14 protein-coding genes are annotated in these 15,876 nt (G+C 55.6%); 5 read left to right on the top strand and 9 right to left on the bottom strand.

What is annotated here, in order from left to right; all coding sequences use genetic code 11:
- The first annotated feature begins 31 nt into the window (after positions 1-31).
- The 4 genes from ADS46_RS09415 (at position 32) to ADS46_RS09400 (ending at position 3,790) form a co-directional block, all read left to right on the top strand.
- Positions 32-1,192 carry an ABC transporter ATP-binding protein gene (locus tag ADS46_RS09415; RefSeq protein ID WP_066319301.1) on the top strand — a complete coding sequence of 387 codons (1,161 nt, stop codon included), beginning with the start codon at positions 32-34 and terminating at the stop codon, positions 1,190-1,192.
- 2 nt (positions 1,193-1,194) lie between these two features.
- Positions 1,195-1,926, top strand: a complete 732-nt coding sequence (locus ADS46_RS09410; RefSeq protein WP_066319300.1) for an ABC transporter permease — start codon at positions 1,195-1,197, stop codon at positions 1,924-1,926.
- Between the two features lie 45 nt (positions 1,927-1,971).
- Complete coding sequence (locus ADS46_RS09405; protein ID WP_066319299.1) at positions 1,972-2,853, top strand: glycine betaine ABC transporter substrate-binding protein; 882 nt, start codon at positions 1,972-1,974, stop codon at positions 2,851-2,853.
- Positions 2,854-2,947: 94 nt separating this feature from the next.
- Positions 2,948-3,790, top strand: coding sequence for a nitrilase-related carbon-nitrogen hydrolase (locus ADS46_RS09400; protein WP_066319297.1), 843 nt, complete (start codon positions 2,948-2,950; stop codon positions 3,788-3,790).
- A gap of 36 nt (positions 3,791-3,826) precedes the next feature.
- Here ADS46_RS09400 and ADS46_RS09395 read toward each other — a convergent pair whose 3' ends face one another.
- Together ADS46_RS09395 and ADS46_RS09390 are read right to left on the bottom strand one after the other, a co-directional pair.
- Positions 3,827-5,110, bottom strand: a complete 1,284-nt coding sequence (locus ADS46_RS09395) for a M24 family metallopeptidase (protein WP_066319296.1) — start codon at positions 5,108-5,110, stop codon at positions 3,827-3,829.
- 48 nt (positions 5,111-5,158) lie between these two features.
- Positions 5,159-6,040 (bottom strand): hypothetical protein, encoded by an 882-nt coding sequence (locus ADS46_RS09390; protein WP_066319293.1) that lies wholly within the window; start codon positions 6,038-6,040, stop codon positions 5,159-5,161.
- 109 nt (positions 6,041-6,149) lie between these two features.
- Here ADS46_RS09390 and ADS46_RS09385 point away from each other — a divergent pair, with 109 nt between their 5' ends.
- A complete protein-coding gene (locus ADS46_RS09385; RefSeq protein WP_066319289.1) occupies positions 6,150-7,031 on the top strand; it encodes a LysR family transcriptional regulator in 882 nt (293 codons plus the stop codon).
- A gap of 262 nt (positions 7,032-7,293) precedes the next feature.
- On the opposite strand, the gene ADS46_RS09380 is transcribed toward ADS46_RS09385, so the two are convergent.
- From ADS46_RS09380 to ADS46_RS18870, 7 genes are all read right to left on the bottom strand, one after another.
- Complete coding sequence (locus ADS46_RS09380; protein ID WP_234346799.1) at positions 7,294-7,722, bottom strand: hypothetical protein; 429 nt, start codon at positions 7,720-7,722, stop codon at positions 7,294-7,296.
- A 28-nt stretch (positions 7,723-7,750) separates the two neighbouring features.
- Positions 7,751-8,554, bottom strand: coding sequence for a hypothetical protein (locus ADS46_RS19000; RefSeq protein WP_234346798.1), 804 nt, complete (start codon positions 8,552-8,554; stop codon positions 7,751-7,753).
- A 642-nt stretch (positions 8,555-9,196) separates the two neighbouring features.
- Complete coding sequence (locus ADS46_RS09370; RefSeq protein WP_066319285.1) at positions 9,197-9,400, bottom strand: hypothetical protein; 204 nt, start codon at positions 9,398-9,400, stop codon at positions 9,197-9,199.
- 271 nt (positions 9,401-9,671) lie between these two features.
- Positions 9,672-10,517: a hypothetical protein gene (locus ADS46_RS18995; RefSeq protein ID WP_234346797.1), complete on the bottom strand. Its 846-nt coding sequence runs from the start codon at positions 10,515-10,517 to the stop codon at positions 9,672-9,674.
- Between the two features lie 302 nt (positions 10,518-10,819).
- Positions 10,820-14,296, bottom strand: coding sequence for a toxin VasX (locus tag ADS46_RS09360; protein WP_066319282.1), 3,477 nt, complete (start codon positions 14,294-14,296; stop codon positions 10,820-10,822).
- Between the two features lie 12 nt (positions 14,297-14,308).
- Positions 14,309-15,223: a DUF4123 domain-containing protein gene (locus ADS46_RS09355; protein WP_066319279.1), complete on the bottom strand. Its 915-nt coding sequence runs from the start codon at positions 15,221-15,223 to the stop codon at positions 14,309-14,311.
- Positions 15,220-15,876, bottom strand: a 657-nt coding sequence (locus ADS46_RS18870) for a bacteriophage T4 gp5 trimerisation domain-containing protein (RefSeq protein WP_420706119.1), incomplete at its 5' end; no start/stop codon positions are given. The genes ADS46_RS09355 and ADS46_RS18870, both read right to left, overlap by 4 nt.

The following is a 15,876-nucleotide window of genomic DNA, read 5'->3' as shown; positions in this document are numbered from 1 at the left end:
TGACGTCATTTCTACTATAAGAGACACCCCTATGATTCGACTTGACAGCCTGACCAAGGTGTTCGATACGCCGAAAGGCGCGGTGGTGGCCGCAGACCATATCGATATGGAAGTACCTGAAGGGGAAATATGCGTCCTGTTGGGGCCATCGGGCTGTGGCAAGACCACGACACTGAAAATGATCAACCGGATCGTAAAGCCCACTTCCGGCAAAGTGTTTATCAATGGCGACGATACCACCGGCCTCGATACCCAGACGCTGCGACGCAATATCGGCTACGTGATCCAGCAGATCGGCCTGTTTCCCAATATGACCATTGAGGAAAACATCACCATCGTGCCCAAGCTGCTGGGCTGGGACAAGGCCAAATACAAGGCGCGTGCCCGCGAAATGATGGCCATGATCGCGCTGGAGCCCGATGCCTTTCTGAAACGCTTCCCAAGCGAGTTGTCGGGCGGCCAGCAGCAACGCATTGGTGTTGCCCGCGCGCTGGCCGCTGACCCGCCGGTCATGTTGATGGACGAGCCGTTTGGGGCTATCGACCCGATCAACCGGGCGGTCATTCAGGACGAGTTCCTGAAGATGCAACAAGAACTCAACAAGACCATCATGTTCGTTAGCCACGATATTGATGAAGCCATCAAGATGGGTGACCGCGTGGCGGTCTTCCGGGAAGGGAAGCTGGTTCAGTACTCCACGCCCGATGATTTGCTGGCCGCCCCGAAAAACGCCTTTGTGGAATCGTTCCTGGGCGAAGACCGGGCGCTAAAGCGCCTGAACCTGGTAAAAGTGCGCGAGATCGTCACCGATGAGATCGGCACGGTTACCCCCAGCGATACGCTGGAAGCCGCGCTTGCCAAGATCGACAACTATGGCTATCAAAATGCCATTTTGATGGTCAACGATCGCAAGCAGCCCGCCGGCATTATCAGCCGTTCCATCGCCCGCACCACAAAGGGCTACTGCCGAGATCACTTCCAGGCCGTGCCGGCGGTTGTCGATCTCGACGACGACCTGCGCAAAGCCGCCTCGTTGATGTTTGCCCACGACCAGACCTGGCTGCCCTGCGTCAATGCAGAAGGCACGGTGTGCGGTCAAATCACCCAGAGGGCCATGACCAGTCACTTGGGCGCACGCTATCGCGCCCGCCAAGGGGATGATCGCAAGCCATCGGCGGCCATCAAGGAGTAACCATGCCTATTCGATCCATAAAAGGGGCGCTTAAGGCACTGGTGCTGGTAGCCATTTTCCTTGCCGGTGTATGGAGCCAATCCAGCGGGGTTATTGATGAGTTTGTCTGGTATCTGCCTGACGTTCAGTATTTGATGGTTCAACACATCTGGCTCACGGTGATGTCGGGTAGCCTTGCGATTATCGTTGCGATTCCGTTGGGTGTGCTGCTCTCCCGCCCGAGCATGGCACGAGTGGCCGAGTCGCTGATGCAGGTACTCAACGTCGGCACCACCATCCCCACCCTCGCCGTGCTTGCCCTATCCATGAGTTTTTTGGGCATTGGCACGGTACCGGCGGTATTTGGCCTTTTTGTCGCCACGCTGCTGCCGATTACCCGTAACACCTATGCCGGGTTAAAAGGTGTTAACCCGGCACTGATGGAGGCCGCTGCCGGTATTGGCATGTCACCCATGCAGCGGCTGTTCAAAGTCGAGCTGCCCAATGCCCTCTACGTGATTTTTGCCGGTATGCGCACCGCGCTCACCATCAATGTGGGCACCGTGCCGCTGGCGTTCCTGATTGGCGCGGGCGGCCTTGGCGAGCTGATCTTTACCGGCATTGATCTGTACGACCCGATCATGATGCTGTCGGGCGCTATCCCCACCGCGCTATTGGCGATCGTGGTCGATGCGCTGATTGCGACGATTGCGTTTCTCGTTGTCCCCCGCGGGGTCAATCCGGGCCGCGCTTAACGGTCACCGTGACTGACGTTTCACTAACAAAAGAAGGATTCGATAATGAAAACATTAACTACAGCACTCACAAGCATTGCCCTGGCGAGCAGCGTCTCGCTGGCTAACGCCAACGAAATCAGCGTGGGCGGTAAGAACTTTACCGAGCAGCAGATCCTCGCCAACATGACCACCCAATATCTGGACAGCCTGGGTTACGATGTTGATAGCCGCTCAGGCATGGGCTCGGCCATTCTTCGCCAAGCCCAGGAAAACGGTCAGATTGATCTTTATTGGGAATACACCGGCACGTCGCTGATCAACTACAACGAGATCAGCGAAAGCCTGAGCCCCGACGAAACCTATCAGCGGGTCAAGGAGCTCGACGCCGAGAAAGGCCTGACATGGCTTGAACCGTCGGATGCCAACAACACCTACGCCCTTGCCATGCGCGAAGCGGCCGCCGAAGAACGCGGTATCGAAACGCTCTCCGACCTGGCCGAAGCGGTCAATAACGATGAAGTCCTGACCTTTGCGCTTAATGCCGAGTTCTACGCCCGTGAAGACGGCTGGCGGCCGCTGATGGAAGCGTATGACTTTCGCGTGGGTCGCAGCGACGTGAGCCGCATGGATACCGGTTTGGTCTATCAAGCACTACGCGATGAAGAAGTCGACGTCGGCCTTGTGTTTGCCACCGACGGGCGTATCCCCGCCTTTAACTTTCACGTCCTCGAAGACGACCAGGGCTTCTTCCCGGCCTACGCCCTCGCCCCGGTAGTCCGCACCGAAACCCTTGAAGCGAACCCTGATCTGGCCGACCAGATGAACAAGCTTTCCGCGCTGCTAGATGATGCAACCATGGCCGACCTTAACGCTCAGGTAGATGTTGAGCGTGAATCGATTGAAGACGTGGCGGAGAGTTTCCTTGAAAAGAATGACTTGCTGTAACACCTAGGCGCTCAGTCAGGACACTGACATAATGCCTGACATGTCATCGCTAGAAAGCCGCTCCATGGGAGCGGCTTTTTCAATGAGGGAGCCCATGCATTATCAAAATAGCCTGCGGGTCGGCGCTGCCCAGATCAATACCACGCTTGGCGAGGTGAATGACAACCTTGAGCGCCATTTGGCACTGATTGCCGACGCCCAGCACGACGATGTCGAACTGCTGGTATTTCCCGAGCTTTCACTGACGGGCTATCGCTTGGCAAACCGCGTGATGCAGGTGGCGATGCCGCTGGAAGACCCGCGCCTGCAAACACTGGCCCGGGCCTGCGGCCCGATGCAGGTCGTCGTCGGTTTCGTGGAAGAGGCAAGCCCTGGTGAATATTACAACGCGCTGGCCATCTTTCAGCACGGCCAACTCATCGCCGTGCATCGAAAACTGAACCTGCCCACCTATGGAGGACTTGAGGAAGGCAAGTGGTTCACCCATGGCAGTGAGCTCACTCACACGGATATCTGTCCGGGTTGGTCAGCCACCCAGCTGATTTGCGCCGACTTATGGAACCCGGCGCTTGTGCATGCAGCCCTACTCGCCCGCCCCACGGTACTCTGCGCGCCGATCAACTCGGCCAGCGGCATCGTCAGCGACGACTTTTCCAATGAAGAAAACTGGGCGCTGAATACACGCTTTTATGCCATGACGTACGGCACGCCCGTGATAATGGCGAACCGTTTCGGGCCGGAAGGCGATAGCCACTTCTGGGGCGGCTCGCGCATTCTTGGACCAGGTGGCGAGACACTGGCGCAGGCCAATGATGAAGAAGCGCTGATTGTTGCGGATCTGTCACGCACCGCGATTGCGAAGGCGCGCTTTGAACTGCCCACTCACCGCGATGCCGACACACCGCTGGTGAGAGAGTTGATGGCGGGATACCGCTAGCGACGTTGAGGCATCGCCAGCGGCTAGGTCAAGCGACTACACTTCTCGGTTCAACAACACGTCGTTGAACGGATAGCGGGAAAGCCGCTCAATGCCGGTCTCGGTGATCAGCACCTCTTCTTCCAGCTTGACGCCGTCGGCTGCCCCGACTTCGCCAATATAGCTTTCTACCGACACCACCATGCCAGGCTCCAGGATACCGTCCTTGGAGAAACGGTCGAAATCCATGTGGTGGGCGACCAGCGGCGTCTCGCCGTGCATGCCTACCCCGTGAATGATCGACGGGTAACGGCGGTCGATAAAGCGCTCGGGGATTTTCCATGCCTGCTCGGCAATTTCCCGGTAGCTCATGCCCGGCTTGAGCAAGCCCATATTATGTTGCACCTGATCGTAGGCCATACCGTAAAGCTCGCGCTGATAGGCCGTCGGCTTGCCGGGCCCGACATGGAAAGTGCGCGAAAAATCCGAGTAGTAGCCATGGCAACCAATGGTGTCCGTATCCAGCGCCACCAATTCACCCGGGCGGATCTTGCGGTCGCTGGCTTCGTTAAACCAGGGATTCGTGCGCGGCCCCGAGGAAAGCAGACGGGTCTCGATAAACTCACCGCCGCCTCTGATCACTTCGCCGTACATGATCGCGAACAGCTCGTTTTCGGTAACCCCCGGTTTAATCGCCGCTTCGACTTCGGCGACAGCGGCCTCACTGGCGGCCATCGACTGCGCCAGGCAGGCGATTTCCTCGGGCGTTTTGATACGTCGACAGTGCAGTGTGTCCTGCATACAGTCATACACATCGAGCCCTTGGGCTTCCAATGCCCGCGCCAGGTTCAGCGTGCAGCGATCAAGCCCGACCTTTTTGTTGCCCTTACCGTGCTCTTTGACCAGCTCGGCAATCTCCACTCCAAAGGGGTCGGATGACATACCATCACGCTGGTTCACCGCCGACCATACTACCTTGGAGGTTCGCGCCTCATCGATGGTTTCAAGCCAGGTGGATACGTGCGCGCTGCCAGGATATTCGAACAGGATAATGGGCCCTTCCAGCGGTACGTAGACGTAACGCGTGGAGTTGCGCAAAAAGTAACCAAACATATTGCGCGACCCTGTCGCATAGCGCTGGTTGTTCGGGTCAAACAGTACCAGCGCTGCATACCCTTCTTCCGCCATCATGGCGCGCAGGCGCTCAAGACGTCCGGCGCGCAGCTGCTTGGGGTCAAACGCCGTGGGGATACTGTCGCCGTTGGCCATGGGCGCCGAGGGCACGACGGGAATGTGATCCGGTTCGTTATCAGTCAGGCTTTCGCTTTCAACAATGCTCATGAATATCTCGCGTTGGGAGTGGGTAGCTGTTGTAAAGACGACATGGCGTTAATCTGCCAGGCTATCGCTGCGCTGCATGCCATCTTTAAGAATCTGCTCATGGACCGGCGCCATGCGGCCGAAGATGCGCTGTGCACGTTCGGGACGACCCACGAAACCAGGCTCCTTGGCATAGGCGAAAATCACCGTATGGCGCTCTTTGTCACCCACCACGGGTGTCACCCTGTGGAGCGAATAGCGACCAAAGAAAATCTGCAAATCACCCGGTTGAAGATCCAGCGCTTTCAAGCGAGAGCGATCACCATCGATGACCTTTTCCACCTCAGCGAAGTTTTCACCCTCGGGGTTACGAATCCCCGGCGCATATTCAAAGCGCCCACCGCTGTGGGACTGCCGCGTCATCATGGTGACGATGAACTCGTTGGTGTCGTAGTGCCAGGGGTGCTGACAGCCTTCGCGCAACACGTTCACCACCAGATCGGCCAGGGGATCGGCGTATTGGTGGATCTCTTCGATACCCACAACCGCACCAATAAACCGCTGAAATTCGGGATTCTCGTACACCTGGCGGATAATGGTGTCATGGTCGATGCGGTCTCCGGCGACAAAGCCGTTAGTCCGATCATCAAAGCGGTTTTTGGGGTGTGTGGCGGGTAGCGATGCGTCACCGTCGCTGTTGTACGGATTGGTCTCGGTCTGGTTGTAGTGGGCGTCTGGCGATAGTCGTTCAGTTTCACGCTCAAGCCGAGCTAATGCGGCTTCAGGAACAAAGTTTTTAAGCACCACACAGCCATCTTCTTCAAGTTGGCGACGGCAATCGGCGATAAACGTTTTTCCTGCCGGCGAGGACAACTCATTGAGCGGGTAGCGCTCAAGGTCGATCAGCCCTTCGAGGGCATTCACGGGTTGTTTAGCGGCGGTTATTGTCATGGGGTCACGCTCCTGTCGCGTTGGAAGCTTATCTGGACAGGCTAGTGAAGGCTCTTCCATAATAGAAATGAATAGTTAAGATAACACCCATTTAAATGGCTCATTCATCATGGACACAGACTTACTACGTGCGTTTGTCACCGTCGCCGAATGCCAAGGGTTTAGCGCAGCGGGGAAGGTGCTGCATCGAACTCAATCGGCGATGAGCCTGCAAATCAAGCGGCTTGAAGACCAGATGCATCAAGCGCTTTTTGAGCGCACCAGCCGCAGCGTCCTGCTGACGGCCGCCGGGGAACACCTGCTTCCCTATGCGCGCCATATGCTGAAGCTCGAAGATGAGGCCAAGGACCTTTTGAAGGGCGGGATGCATGGCGAGCTTATTCGGCTGGGCACCTCGGAAGAACAGGCCGCTACCTACCTGCCCGACTTGCTGCCACGCTTTGCGGCCCAGTTTCCGCAGATTCAGTTAGAAGTGCATTGCGATATCAGCGACACCCTGGTCAAGCGGTTCCAGGAAGGGCTTTTAGACGTGGTGCTCTCGGTAAGGCACAAGCCCACTCAATCCGGTCACTTGCTTGGCTGGGAGCCGATGGTATGGGTCATGGCCGACCACGTCTCACTTTCGCAATGGCAAACACTGCCGTTGGCCCTGAATCCCGAGGGCTGCATTTTCAGGGCGCATGCGTTATCTGCGCTGGGCCGCGATGAGACCCGCTGGGAGCTTCGCTACGTCAGCCAATCCCCGACAGGTATCAACGTGCCGGTGCAAAACGGACTGGCAATAACCGTTAAAACCCCGCGTAGCGTGCCGCCGGGCTGCCGGATAGTGACCGAAGAAGAAGGCCTCCCCAACCTGGGACATGTCGAAATTGAACTCCACCAACGCCCCGGACACTCCAGCGAAGCGTTTCAGGCGTTATGCAAATCCCTTGAAAGCGTGGTCGCCGAGCACGAGTCGATTGCCTGTCTTGGGGGCAGGGAAGCACCTTAGTACGTCGCTGGTTTTTATTGACCTGGATATCAAGTTACGCACAGCGGCTTGAGCAAATGAGCTGAGATTGATTGGGCCTGGTATAGAGCCAGCCGCGCAATTCGCTGTGACAAAGATATAAAGTCACTGCTGGCTCTAAACCTGGGTGCTACTGAAGATGGAATGATGTCGGTCCAAGGGGAACTGGACCTTGGTATGCCCCCATTAATTCCGCTTTTTATATCGCTTGAATAAATAGCTTGGTAAAGCAGGCGCCTTTAGCTCAATGATGGAAACCTGCTTTCTTATCACTTTTTGGCGAAGACAAAGCAAACCTGATCGGCGTTAATTTTTTCGCTTCAGACGAGGAAGAAAACATCATCCACACAGCGGGGATCATGACGACTATGACCACGCCAATTGGCACTAGCCCCAAAAAACTACCGATGCCGATTAAGAAGGCGGCTAAACCTGCCAACATCACCCTTGTGGAACCTCTGCTCGTGACCTTCTCGACATTGTCTAAATGAGCCGCAAGAGTCGTGTTCTGTTCTTCGCTTAACTCCCCCTGATGGTTGCACTGGGGGCAAGCCGACAAGCGTTCATCTTGTATTGCTTTGGCCTTTTTCCAATTAGCCGACCATTGATGGCCACATTGCTCACACGTTAGAACGGCCATCGTGTCCAACGGCCACTTTTCCTTTTGCATCATGATGTCCTTATCTGGGTCCGTTTACGGCTCATGCCGTTCGTGCGTTTTCTCTAAAGGGCAGAGTGGGATAAGACGTATGAGGTGCCTTAGGCACTGTTACCCCAAAGCGCTTTTCGATATCGCCCATTTCGATAAACGTTTCGCCGCGCTGGTAAGCGGCGCGCAAGTGCTCACTCAGTTCACTCTCGGCTTGGGAAGGCTTAGCCCATTGGGATTTGGGTAAGGGCTTCGACCACTCAGCTAGCCAATCGCGGGGCACGGCTTTGGGGAGGATATGCTTCATGCGGTACTCGGTGTACCAGTGGGCGAAGCGAGCATGCTCCCATAGCCGCTTACGTCGAAAGCGCCGCCAGCGAGCGCTGTCATTCGTACGCTCGCATTCGGCTTTTTCACGAGCCACATAGGCGTCATACCACTCCACGCCCCACTCCTTGGCAGAGGGTGTAATGGCATCAGCGCCTTCTTCCATAAAACGGCGAATATACTCCCACTGGGCCAGCGCCCCCGGCAGGCCACCCACGCCGACGATAATGCCCGACCCTGGCAGAGTGTAGCCAGGGCGCTCTGGATCCGGGGGCAGTAGCGCAAAGTTCCAGCCAAAGCCGGTAACCGCCCCCGGCCCCAAGCTGGGGTTGAAGCCACACACAGCCACCACATCTTCCCAGGGCACCAGTACCGTGCGGCGCTCGCGCTTGCAGAGTCGGCAGATGAGATCGTAAAGAGGGGGATAAACGAAGAAAAAGGCCATGGCGACGATATGCAGCAGCGTCAAACCGATAGGGAAACTATCCCGAGCACTACGCAACCATTCGTTAAATTCAATTATCCCCATTCCTCCAGATATCGCTGCGGCTGTACCCACTGTCGATATTAACCACAGGTTTTGAGGCGCAGGAAGCCAGAAGCGACCTGGGGGTTCTACTACAAAAGCAACTTCACGGCGCTGGCGATTTAAGCGAATAGGAGGTGTGCGCTTAAGCAGCGTATTGATCCATATAATACCTAGAATAAAAATATACAAAAAAACAAAATACAGCCCCCCACCCCAGAATGCTAATACCTGGCTGTACGCCGTGTTTTTTATGATTGCCATACAAAACACCACTAAAAAAAAGCCGTTCATAAACAAAGTTCCAACGCTTAGCACATGCCCTGCCGTCATCATGGTGTCGGGGCTCGCGCCCTGGCGAATATCCATAGTGACGTCATCGTGACGAACATCGATATGCGCTACATCCACCGCGTACTCGCTATCTGTGGGTAGGGGTATCGGGCTCAAGCAATATTGCTCGCCTCCGGCACGGCTTTCCCGTTCGCCCGCACGCATGGGGGGAAGCGCTTCTGTGGGGTTGGTGTTAAACATTCGGGTTATATTCAATCACTTTAGAATCAATACCGATTTGGGGAGCAATACAGGCATCGTTTAGCTAATATTAGCGTACGCCAACTTTCGATTTAATCGTCGGCATTCCGGTTATACGGTTTGGTTTAGACTAATCGTTAGATCAACCTGATTATCAACGAATGCTTTCAATAAACCGAAAACCCCGAGCCCGACGGGCATATAAAGAATAAAACCCAGCCCGCCAAAGTAGAGAGAGGCGATTAGTCCCCCTATTGTGTAGAGCAGCATAAAAACAAACATCGCCTTCCCGAATTGCTCTTTTTTCTTCATCATGCTCGCCAGGCGCTCCTTATCCTCGGTTCCGATCAACAGCTCGCTTTTACAATGCGGGCAAGTGGCCGTCTGGGCTTGTAAAAGACCAGTAATCCATTGCGACTCTTCGGAGAAGCAAGAGGCGCATGAGGGGCACTCAAAATCAATGTTTTCAATTAAAGCATTCTCTTATTTTGCGCCTACTGCTTTTTCGGTCACTTCTTTACTCTCCAATACTGGATTATTGATGAATACCATTAAAAACGCTGGCTGCGTACTTACTCTCGTTGCCTCAGGCCGAAAGTGACGCCTCCTCGCCATAGACCTCGGCGAAAATGGCTGTGATCGGCCGGTTTGGCTGTTGCGCGTGGCGCTGTCTGACTTCTTTTGATAGGCGCATGAGCTCTTCGCTAGGCTTGGCCCACTGGGCTTCGGGCAGGGGTTGCGACCACTCATCAAGGCTCGCTGGCAGGGTCTTGCGCTCGGCCTTCTGAATGGCGCGGATTTCCCATTCTGCAAGATGGAAGGGAATCGTCCATAGGTCGAGAATATGCCACAGGTACCATATCGTGACCTTGAACAGGCCTATTTCGCCCTCGCGGTAGCGGCGATGCAATCGACGCCGGGCGTTGTGGAAGGTATGCACGCCCTCGTAGGGCGGATCACCGGGGCGATGCAGCCCGTGCGGGTCTTGGAGTTCCTCGCGGGTGTTGACCTCGTATTCCATGTAGGCTCGCACCGCTTCCCAAAGCCCCAACGCCAATGGCATACCCGGCTGTGATAATTCAAGAAAGTGCTGCTGCCCTGTCTCAGGCTCGATAAAGCCTATCCCCAAGCCATACTGACGCTGCACACCGTATTGCGTCATACCCTGCGCTTGAGTCACCCAGGCCGCCACGCTTTCCCAGGGCACAATGATGGGTGGCTTACCTCCGCCCGGCGCAAAGGCGACCTCGCGGCGCTGGCGATTAAAACGGGTGGGCACAGCCTCACGAAACTTAAAGTGGTAGTGGGCTTTAATCACTAGGGCTAATATTAATATCAATGTGCAGAACACTACTGCCTGAGTGAATACCTCATTAAATAGCCCGTCAATCCCTTCATAAAATAGGGCAATATCCTTTCCAATGAACCACATTAGCCCCCCCCCCAACACTGGAATAAGAAAAGCCAACATTAAAAAACCTATAAAGGGTATGCCTAACGTAAACTGCCAGGTAAAAGGCGTGGGAAGGCTCCCCCCGAAATCCATGTAAGCATCGTTTACTTCCCCAATCGCCTGGTTGAAGTCCAAGGGTGCGGATTTCGTGGGCAAGGGAGTCGGCGACAGGTAAATAACCTTGCCTCCTGGAAAGGACTCAATATCCCCAGCCCGGTGGGGCCGGAGGATATCAGGGCGCGAAGTTGTGTTCTGCTTGACCGACATAGGGGAGCCTTAAATCAAGTAAAAAGAAGAGGATCGATGTGCTGCCAAGGGGCTTCTTCGCCACGAATAGCAACGTCCGATGGCGTGTAATCCCCCTCCCCGCCCGAGGGCGATACGTAAATATGGTAATCGTTGGCCTGATATTGACCATCGCTGTTCAGCACCTCCAACTGAACAGCAAAAACAGTATGGGTAGGGCGCGCCGATATCGAGTTCAGTGGCTCGGGCCGAGGCAGGTCAAACGCAAGTGGCGCTTTATCAGCAAGCGTTAAGCTTTCCACGATCTTATCGGTAGCCGTCACCCAGCGCTCAGGCCGATAATCTCGCCCACCATCTTCAGGCTGCACCTGGTAGCCGCCCAAGGAAAGACGCACCAGCGCTTTGCCGCCAAACGGTGCCGTGAGGTCTTGCAGGCTGATGGGCAAGGAGAGTTTAAAATCGACCGATTCTGGCCCACTTATTTTCCTTTTCCACCAGCTGTCAGCCTCGTCAATACTGACATTAACTTTAGGCGCCTGGGCAATCTCTTGTAACCGTGCCTGATACGCTTCAAGCGAGTCATTCCCGGCTTTAGAGGCATCCTGGCTCCAGGGCGTGGACAGTAGCCATTCGTCATGGCGGCTGATGCTATAGTGGTTATAAAGCCAGCTGCCGCCTAACTCGAGTATGCTGAACAAGCCCCCAGCAAGGTTAAAACGCCAAAATACTGCTCCCAGACGGATGCCAGCGGCGGCCCATTCAACACCCCGGAACGCCACCGAAAAACCAGTACGAATAGTATTAGTCAGCCCATAAGCATTGGCCCCCAGCATTCCCCCCGCACCAGCCATGCTCGCCATGGCTGCGCTCTGAGCGCTACGGTTACCACTACGGACGGCTTCTTGCCATGTTCCGTGGCGATTAGAAAAACTTGAGTACGCTGCAAAAGAGCCAAAGAAGTATGTAAAGCCACCAAGAAAAACATGTAGCCTTCCAAGTGCGACACTCACCCCTTGGGCACCAGGAACGTCCAAAGCATTGGCAAGAACGTTTGCCCTAGCGCTGAGCGCAGTATCCATAATTCCCTGAGCAGCTAGGAATCCAGCACTGCCAGTCGCAACAAAACTCTTTAAAACAGGGGTCCAATCACGTTCTCCACCATTAAGATAATTTTCCACTAGTACTTTTGTGGCGTTGTATAACACTGAAAACTGAGCTGCGAACACCAAGAGCCCTAGCCCATCCCCGGCCAGATTTGCCCTAGGTGCCGCCGCAACCCCCTGCCGTAAATTGCGAATTAAGCCGCCCACTTCAGTCTGCTGGGCCGCGGGCAATATCAGTGTCAGGCCAGCACGACCGGGTGCAGCGCCAGAGATACGAACGCTGTCCTCGGGGAGTTCTTCAATCGGGCTGAGAGCCCGCGCGAGAGCGGGTTCATGCACCGTTTGTAGTTCCTGGCGAAGGCGTTTGAATTCATTAAGCAGGCGTTGAGCCTCTGGGGAGCGGTGCCCGGCCGTTGCTTTCACTTGATTGCGGCGTCTACGGGTAGTGTCGAGCTCCTCACGCAGCGCCAAGACACGCTGCATGGTGCGACGGAAACTCTCTAGCTCCTGACGAGACGCCACCACAAAACTGGCGCCCGTACGTTGGGCGGCATCCAGAATTCGTGCAGGTAGGGCCTTGGGCAGGCGCCGGAACAGCTCCTCAAGGTCGGGCATTGACTGACGGTCGATGCCCTGATGAAGCTCCTCCATAACCTTGGCGATTCCCCGCGAGATAGCGGGCCCCAGGGTTTGATGGGCACTATCGGCAATAACCTGAGTATTCTCGGGAAGTGTATCAACTGCGGGTAACTGCCCCGACTCAATGGACGTAAGCTCACTGCATAAATCATCCAGCTTGAGCAAAGTGCCGTAGCCAGCATTAGCAATGGTAGAGTACTGGCCAATGAAATCATTCTGTTCAGCAAGCGGCAGCGTATGGAACAGCGGCCTATCATAGTGCGGTGCGTCCTCCAACCAATCAGCTATCCGCTCCGTTACCTCGTCGTTGCGGCAGATGTCTTTCAAGCAGCCGTACTGGGCCTTGAAGCCTTCAAGTACCTGTTCGTCAACCTGGGCATCAAAATACCAGGCAGCGTTATGGAAGCGTGTATTGCATAGCATATCGGCGCGGTCATCAGAGATAGCATCGAGCAAAGTATTCCAACGCTGCAAGCGGGGGCGTTGCTTAGCGAGAAAATCATCCATGCGTTCCCGTTCAATCAGGTCATTAATGCCTCGCTCTCCGATTTTACTGCCTTTTAGCAGGGCCTTGAGCCGCTCGTTGTGCCCCTGCTTCATCGTGAGCAACGCCTCACCATGGCGATCTAGAAAGTCGCTACCTAAGCTCTCGCCAAGACTCTCTTTGAGGTAGTAGCCATGCACTTCGCTATTCAACTGATCGACGATTGTACGCGGATTAGTACGGTCCGCGTCGCTACGGATTTCGTCAAGGCGTTCTTTAAGATCATCAGGTAAGTCCGGGTCGGTGGGCTGTGGCAACCTACCGGTATTACTGTCCTGATTGAGAAAATCAAGCAGCTCCTGCCAAACCTCACTTTGCCGCGGTTCCTCCATCGCGGCCACTTCGTCCAACATTTCCTGAACGGCTGGATCATCAGACACTTGGCGCATGTCGTCTAATGAAGCTTCGTTCAGTTGGGAGAGCGACTCTATATAGCAGGCCAACATGTAATCCCGTTCGGTACGCCCTTCGTTCTCCGTAGCCCACTGCTCTATCCACCCCACTACTTCATCTTGGAACTGCGCCAAATCACGCATCACGCCAAGATCATCGCGAACGATCAGGCACAGGCACTCGTCGCGATCTTCAACGTCATGCTGATCTAGCAGCTTGCCTAAACGCGTTTTGTGGTAATAGTGGTCATTTTCCCAGTGATAGGCTTCACTTTCCTGTTCATAGCCTTCTTCTGGCACCTCTAGCTCGGCGTTTTCCGCGAACTCAGCCACCCACTCTTCAGCCTGGGCGGTAGTAATTAGATGCTCGCCACCACCGGAAATAGGGTTGGCGCCTTCAAGATTGACCGCTTGCATGAAGGCATCACGATCCTCTCCGCTTTCCTGCACCTGGGCGCGTTTTGCGTCCGTCCACTTGACCTCCGAAAAGCAGACGTAGAGCGTACGGTCCGTCTCGTAGTCGAGCTTGCCACCTTTGATCGTGTCACCCTGGTCACGAAACTCGTACTCGGCGAGTTCATTCGTCTCCCCATCGAGTATATAGAGATAGCCATTGCGCAGCAGTCGAAGGCCCAGCGGTCGGGCGCTCAGGGCATAGGGCGTGGGACATCCGGGTTCGAGTTCTTCAACTAGGCCATAGCGTAACGGCAGCAACTGCACCTTGCCTTGGAGCAGAGGGCAGGTAGCGCCTTCTTCGCTATCACGGCATGGGAGTTCGTGGGCGGCAAGTGCACTGTCGTCCCGGTCATCAGTGGGGCGCTCAAACGCAGACATATGACAAACTCCCTATGTCGTCTCAGAGTGGATGGAAGAAATAGTAAAGGCTGTTTTAAGCCGCTCAGAGGGCGAGGCTTCTGACGTATTCGTCAGGCAAGCGTACAGCCCAGGTGCCTTGCCGCTTAGCGCTTTCCAGCTAGCACAATGCCAACGTGAAAAAAGCGTACACAACAGGCCCCACTGGCGCGGGTTCGTAAAGCCGTACCCGCGGGCGGGTTCAGTCAGCGCCACCAGCAATTTGTAACGTTCGAGCTGCTTTACTGGCAGCGGGAATTCAGGGCAGTGCTTCTCAACAAAATGCAGCAAGCTACGAACATCACGTCTCTTATCGCATGCTTGTAAGCGGCTGAGCTGCGTTTCATTGAGTAGATAACCCTCTATGGGAATCACTACGGGCGATTCGGTGGCACTAATAGCAGGGGAGCTTTTTACCCATGCTTCTACTACCGCATCAGGTCGGACTAAGCATTCAATAGGCCCCCACGGCACCATGTCCGGGTCGCTTTGATCGGGCAGGAGCGCCCCTATTACGGCGGGGTCTGCCAAACGCAGCCACATGCTGACCCCTGATGGATGGCGCACCTGCAACAGTTGACGCAGGTGGTACCCAACCTCCTCAAGGGATACCTGGCTTTCAATAAGATACCCCCACTCGTCTTCAAGACCTTGCGCTAAAAAAGCCTGCAAGACGGGATGGCGAGCATCCGGCAACTCGATAAGCCATGGGGAAACATCGCTAACATCCGCCAACGGCGTGCCTGCGTAAAGCAGGTCGGCATCAAGTTGATGATCCGACGACCATTCATAAAGCCGCCTGGCCAGCTGCTCAACGCGTACACCATCCAAGAGTAGATAGACCCGCTGGCCTTCAGGCCAGTGCCATGCACCGCCCTGTAAACCTGCGCTTAGTGGCCAACTATTCATTCACTTGCTGCCTCACAGACGGGGCACAGGGCCTGTTGCTGCAAGAGAGCCGCCTGTTGCGGTGCTTTTACCGGCGTAAATTTAGGCGGTGCTTCCACCTCCTCCGGCAACTGCGGTGGCTGCGCCGCCTGCCCGCTGCCCGAGCCTGGGCTACCCCCAGAATTGATCTTGACCTGCGGGCCGACGATGGTGACGCCGCTGGGGTCGATTTTCAGAAAGCTGCCGCCGGCTTTGAGGGTGATTTCCGCGCCTGCTTCGATCACCACTTTCATGCCTGCCTTGTGGTGCACTTCCTGTCCGGCTTCCATCAGGTGTGCTTGGCCGATCTTCTCGTGGCGGGTGCCATCGATCATCAGGTGGTCGTTGCCGTCTACCTGGGTGTGACGGTTGTTATGCACCATGTGGTGATCGTCGTTGTCGATCTCGCTGATGCGGTCGTTGTGCACCTTGAGGTGACTGTCGCGGCGGATCTCTTCGGTGCGGTTGTTGAGCGTCAGCAGCTCCAGGTCTTTCTGGGCGTGGAGCCAGATCTGCTCTTCGCCCGCTTCGTCTTCGAAGCGCAGTTCGTTGAAGCCCTCGGCCTTGTGGCTTTGTGTGCGCAGTACCGTGCGGGTCTTGTGTTCGGGCAGCGGGTACGGCGCGGTATTCACCGC

Origin of the sequence: Halomonas sp. G11, assembly GCF_001663515.1 — a bacterium.
Taxonomy (GTDB): Bacteria; Pseudomonadota; Gammaproteobacteria; order Pseudomonadales; family Halomonadaceae; genus Vreelandella.
This window is presented reverse-complemented; position numbering and strand designations above follow the sequence as displayed.

Bases quoted from the DNA above. Each gene is read 5' to 3' on its own strand.
- ADS46_RS09390 (WP_066319293.1), bottom strand. From the start codon at position 6,040: ATGACAATAACCGCCGCTAAACAACCCGTGAATGCCCTCGAAGGGCTG.
- ADS46_RS09415 (WP_066319301.1), top strand. From the start codon at position 32: ATGATTCGACTTGACAGCCTGACCAAGGTGTTCGATACGCCGAAAGGC.
- ADS46_RS09385 (WP_066319289.1), top strand. From the start codon at position 6,150: ATGGACACAGACTTACTACGTGCGTTTGTCACCGTCGCCGAATGCCAA.
- ADS46_RS09370 (WP_066319285.1), bottom strand. From the start codon at position 9,400: ATGATGAAGAAAAAAGAGCAATTCGGGAAGGCGATGTTTGTTTTTATG.
- ADS46_RS09355 (WP_066319279.1), bottom strand. From the start codon at position 15,223: ATGAATAGTTGGCCACTAAGCGCAGGTTTACAGGGCGGTGCATGGCAC.
- ADS46_RS19000 (WP_234346798.1), bottom strand. From the start codon at position 8,554: ATGGGGATAATTGAATTTAACGAATGGTTGCGTAGTGCTCGGGATAGT.
- ADS46_RS09395 (WP_066319296.1), bottom strand. From the start codon at position 5,110: ATGAGCATTGTTGAAAGCGAAAGCCTGACTGATAACGAACCGGATCAC.
- ADS46_RS09405 (WP_066319299.1), top strand. From the start codon at position 1,972: ATGAAAACATTAACTACAGCACTCACAAGCATTGCCCTGGCGAGCAGC.
- ADS46_RS09400 (WP_066319297.1), top strand. From the start codon at position 2,948: ATGCATTATCAAAATAGCCTGCGGGTCGGCGCTGCCCAGATCAATACC.
- ADS46_RS09380 (WP_234346799.1), bottom strand. From the start codon at position 7,722: ATGATGCAAAAGGAAAAGTGGCCGTTGGACACGATGGCCGTTCTAACG.
- ADS46_RS09360 (WP_066319282.1), bottom strand. From the start codon at position 14,296: ATGTCTGCGTTTGAGCGCCCCACTGATGACCGGGACGACAGTGCACTT.
- ADS46_RS18995 (WP_234346797.1), bottom strand. From the start codon at position 10,517: ATGTGGTTCATTGGAAAGGATATTGCCCTATTTTATGAAGGGATTGAC.
- ADS46_RS09410 (WP_066319300.1), top strand. From the start codon at position 1,195: ATGCCTATTCGATCCATAAAAGGGGCGCTTAAGGCACTGGTGCTGGTA.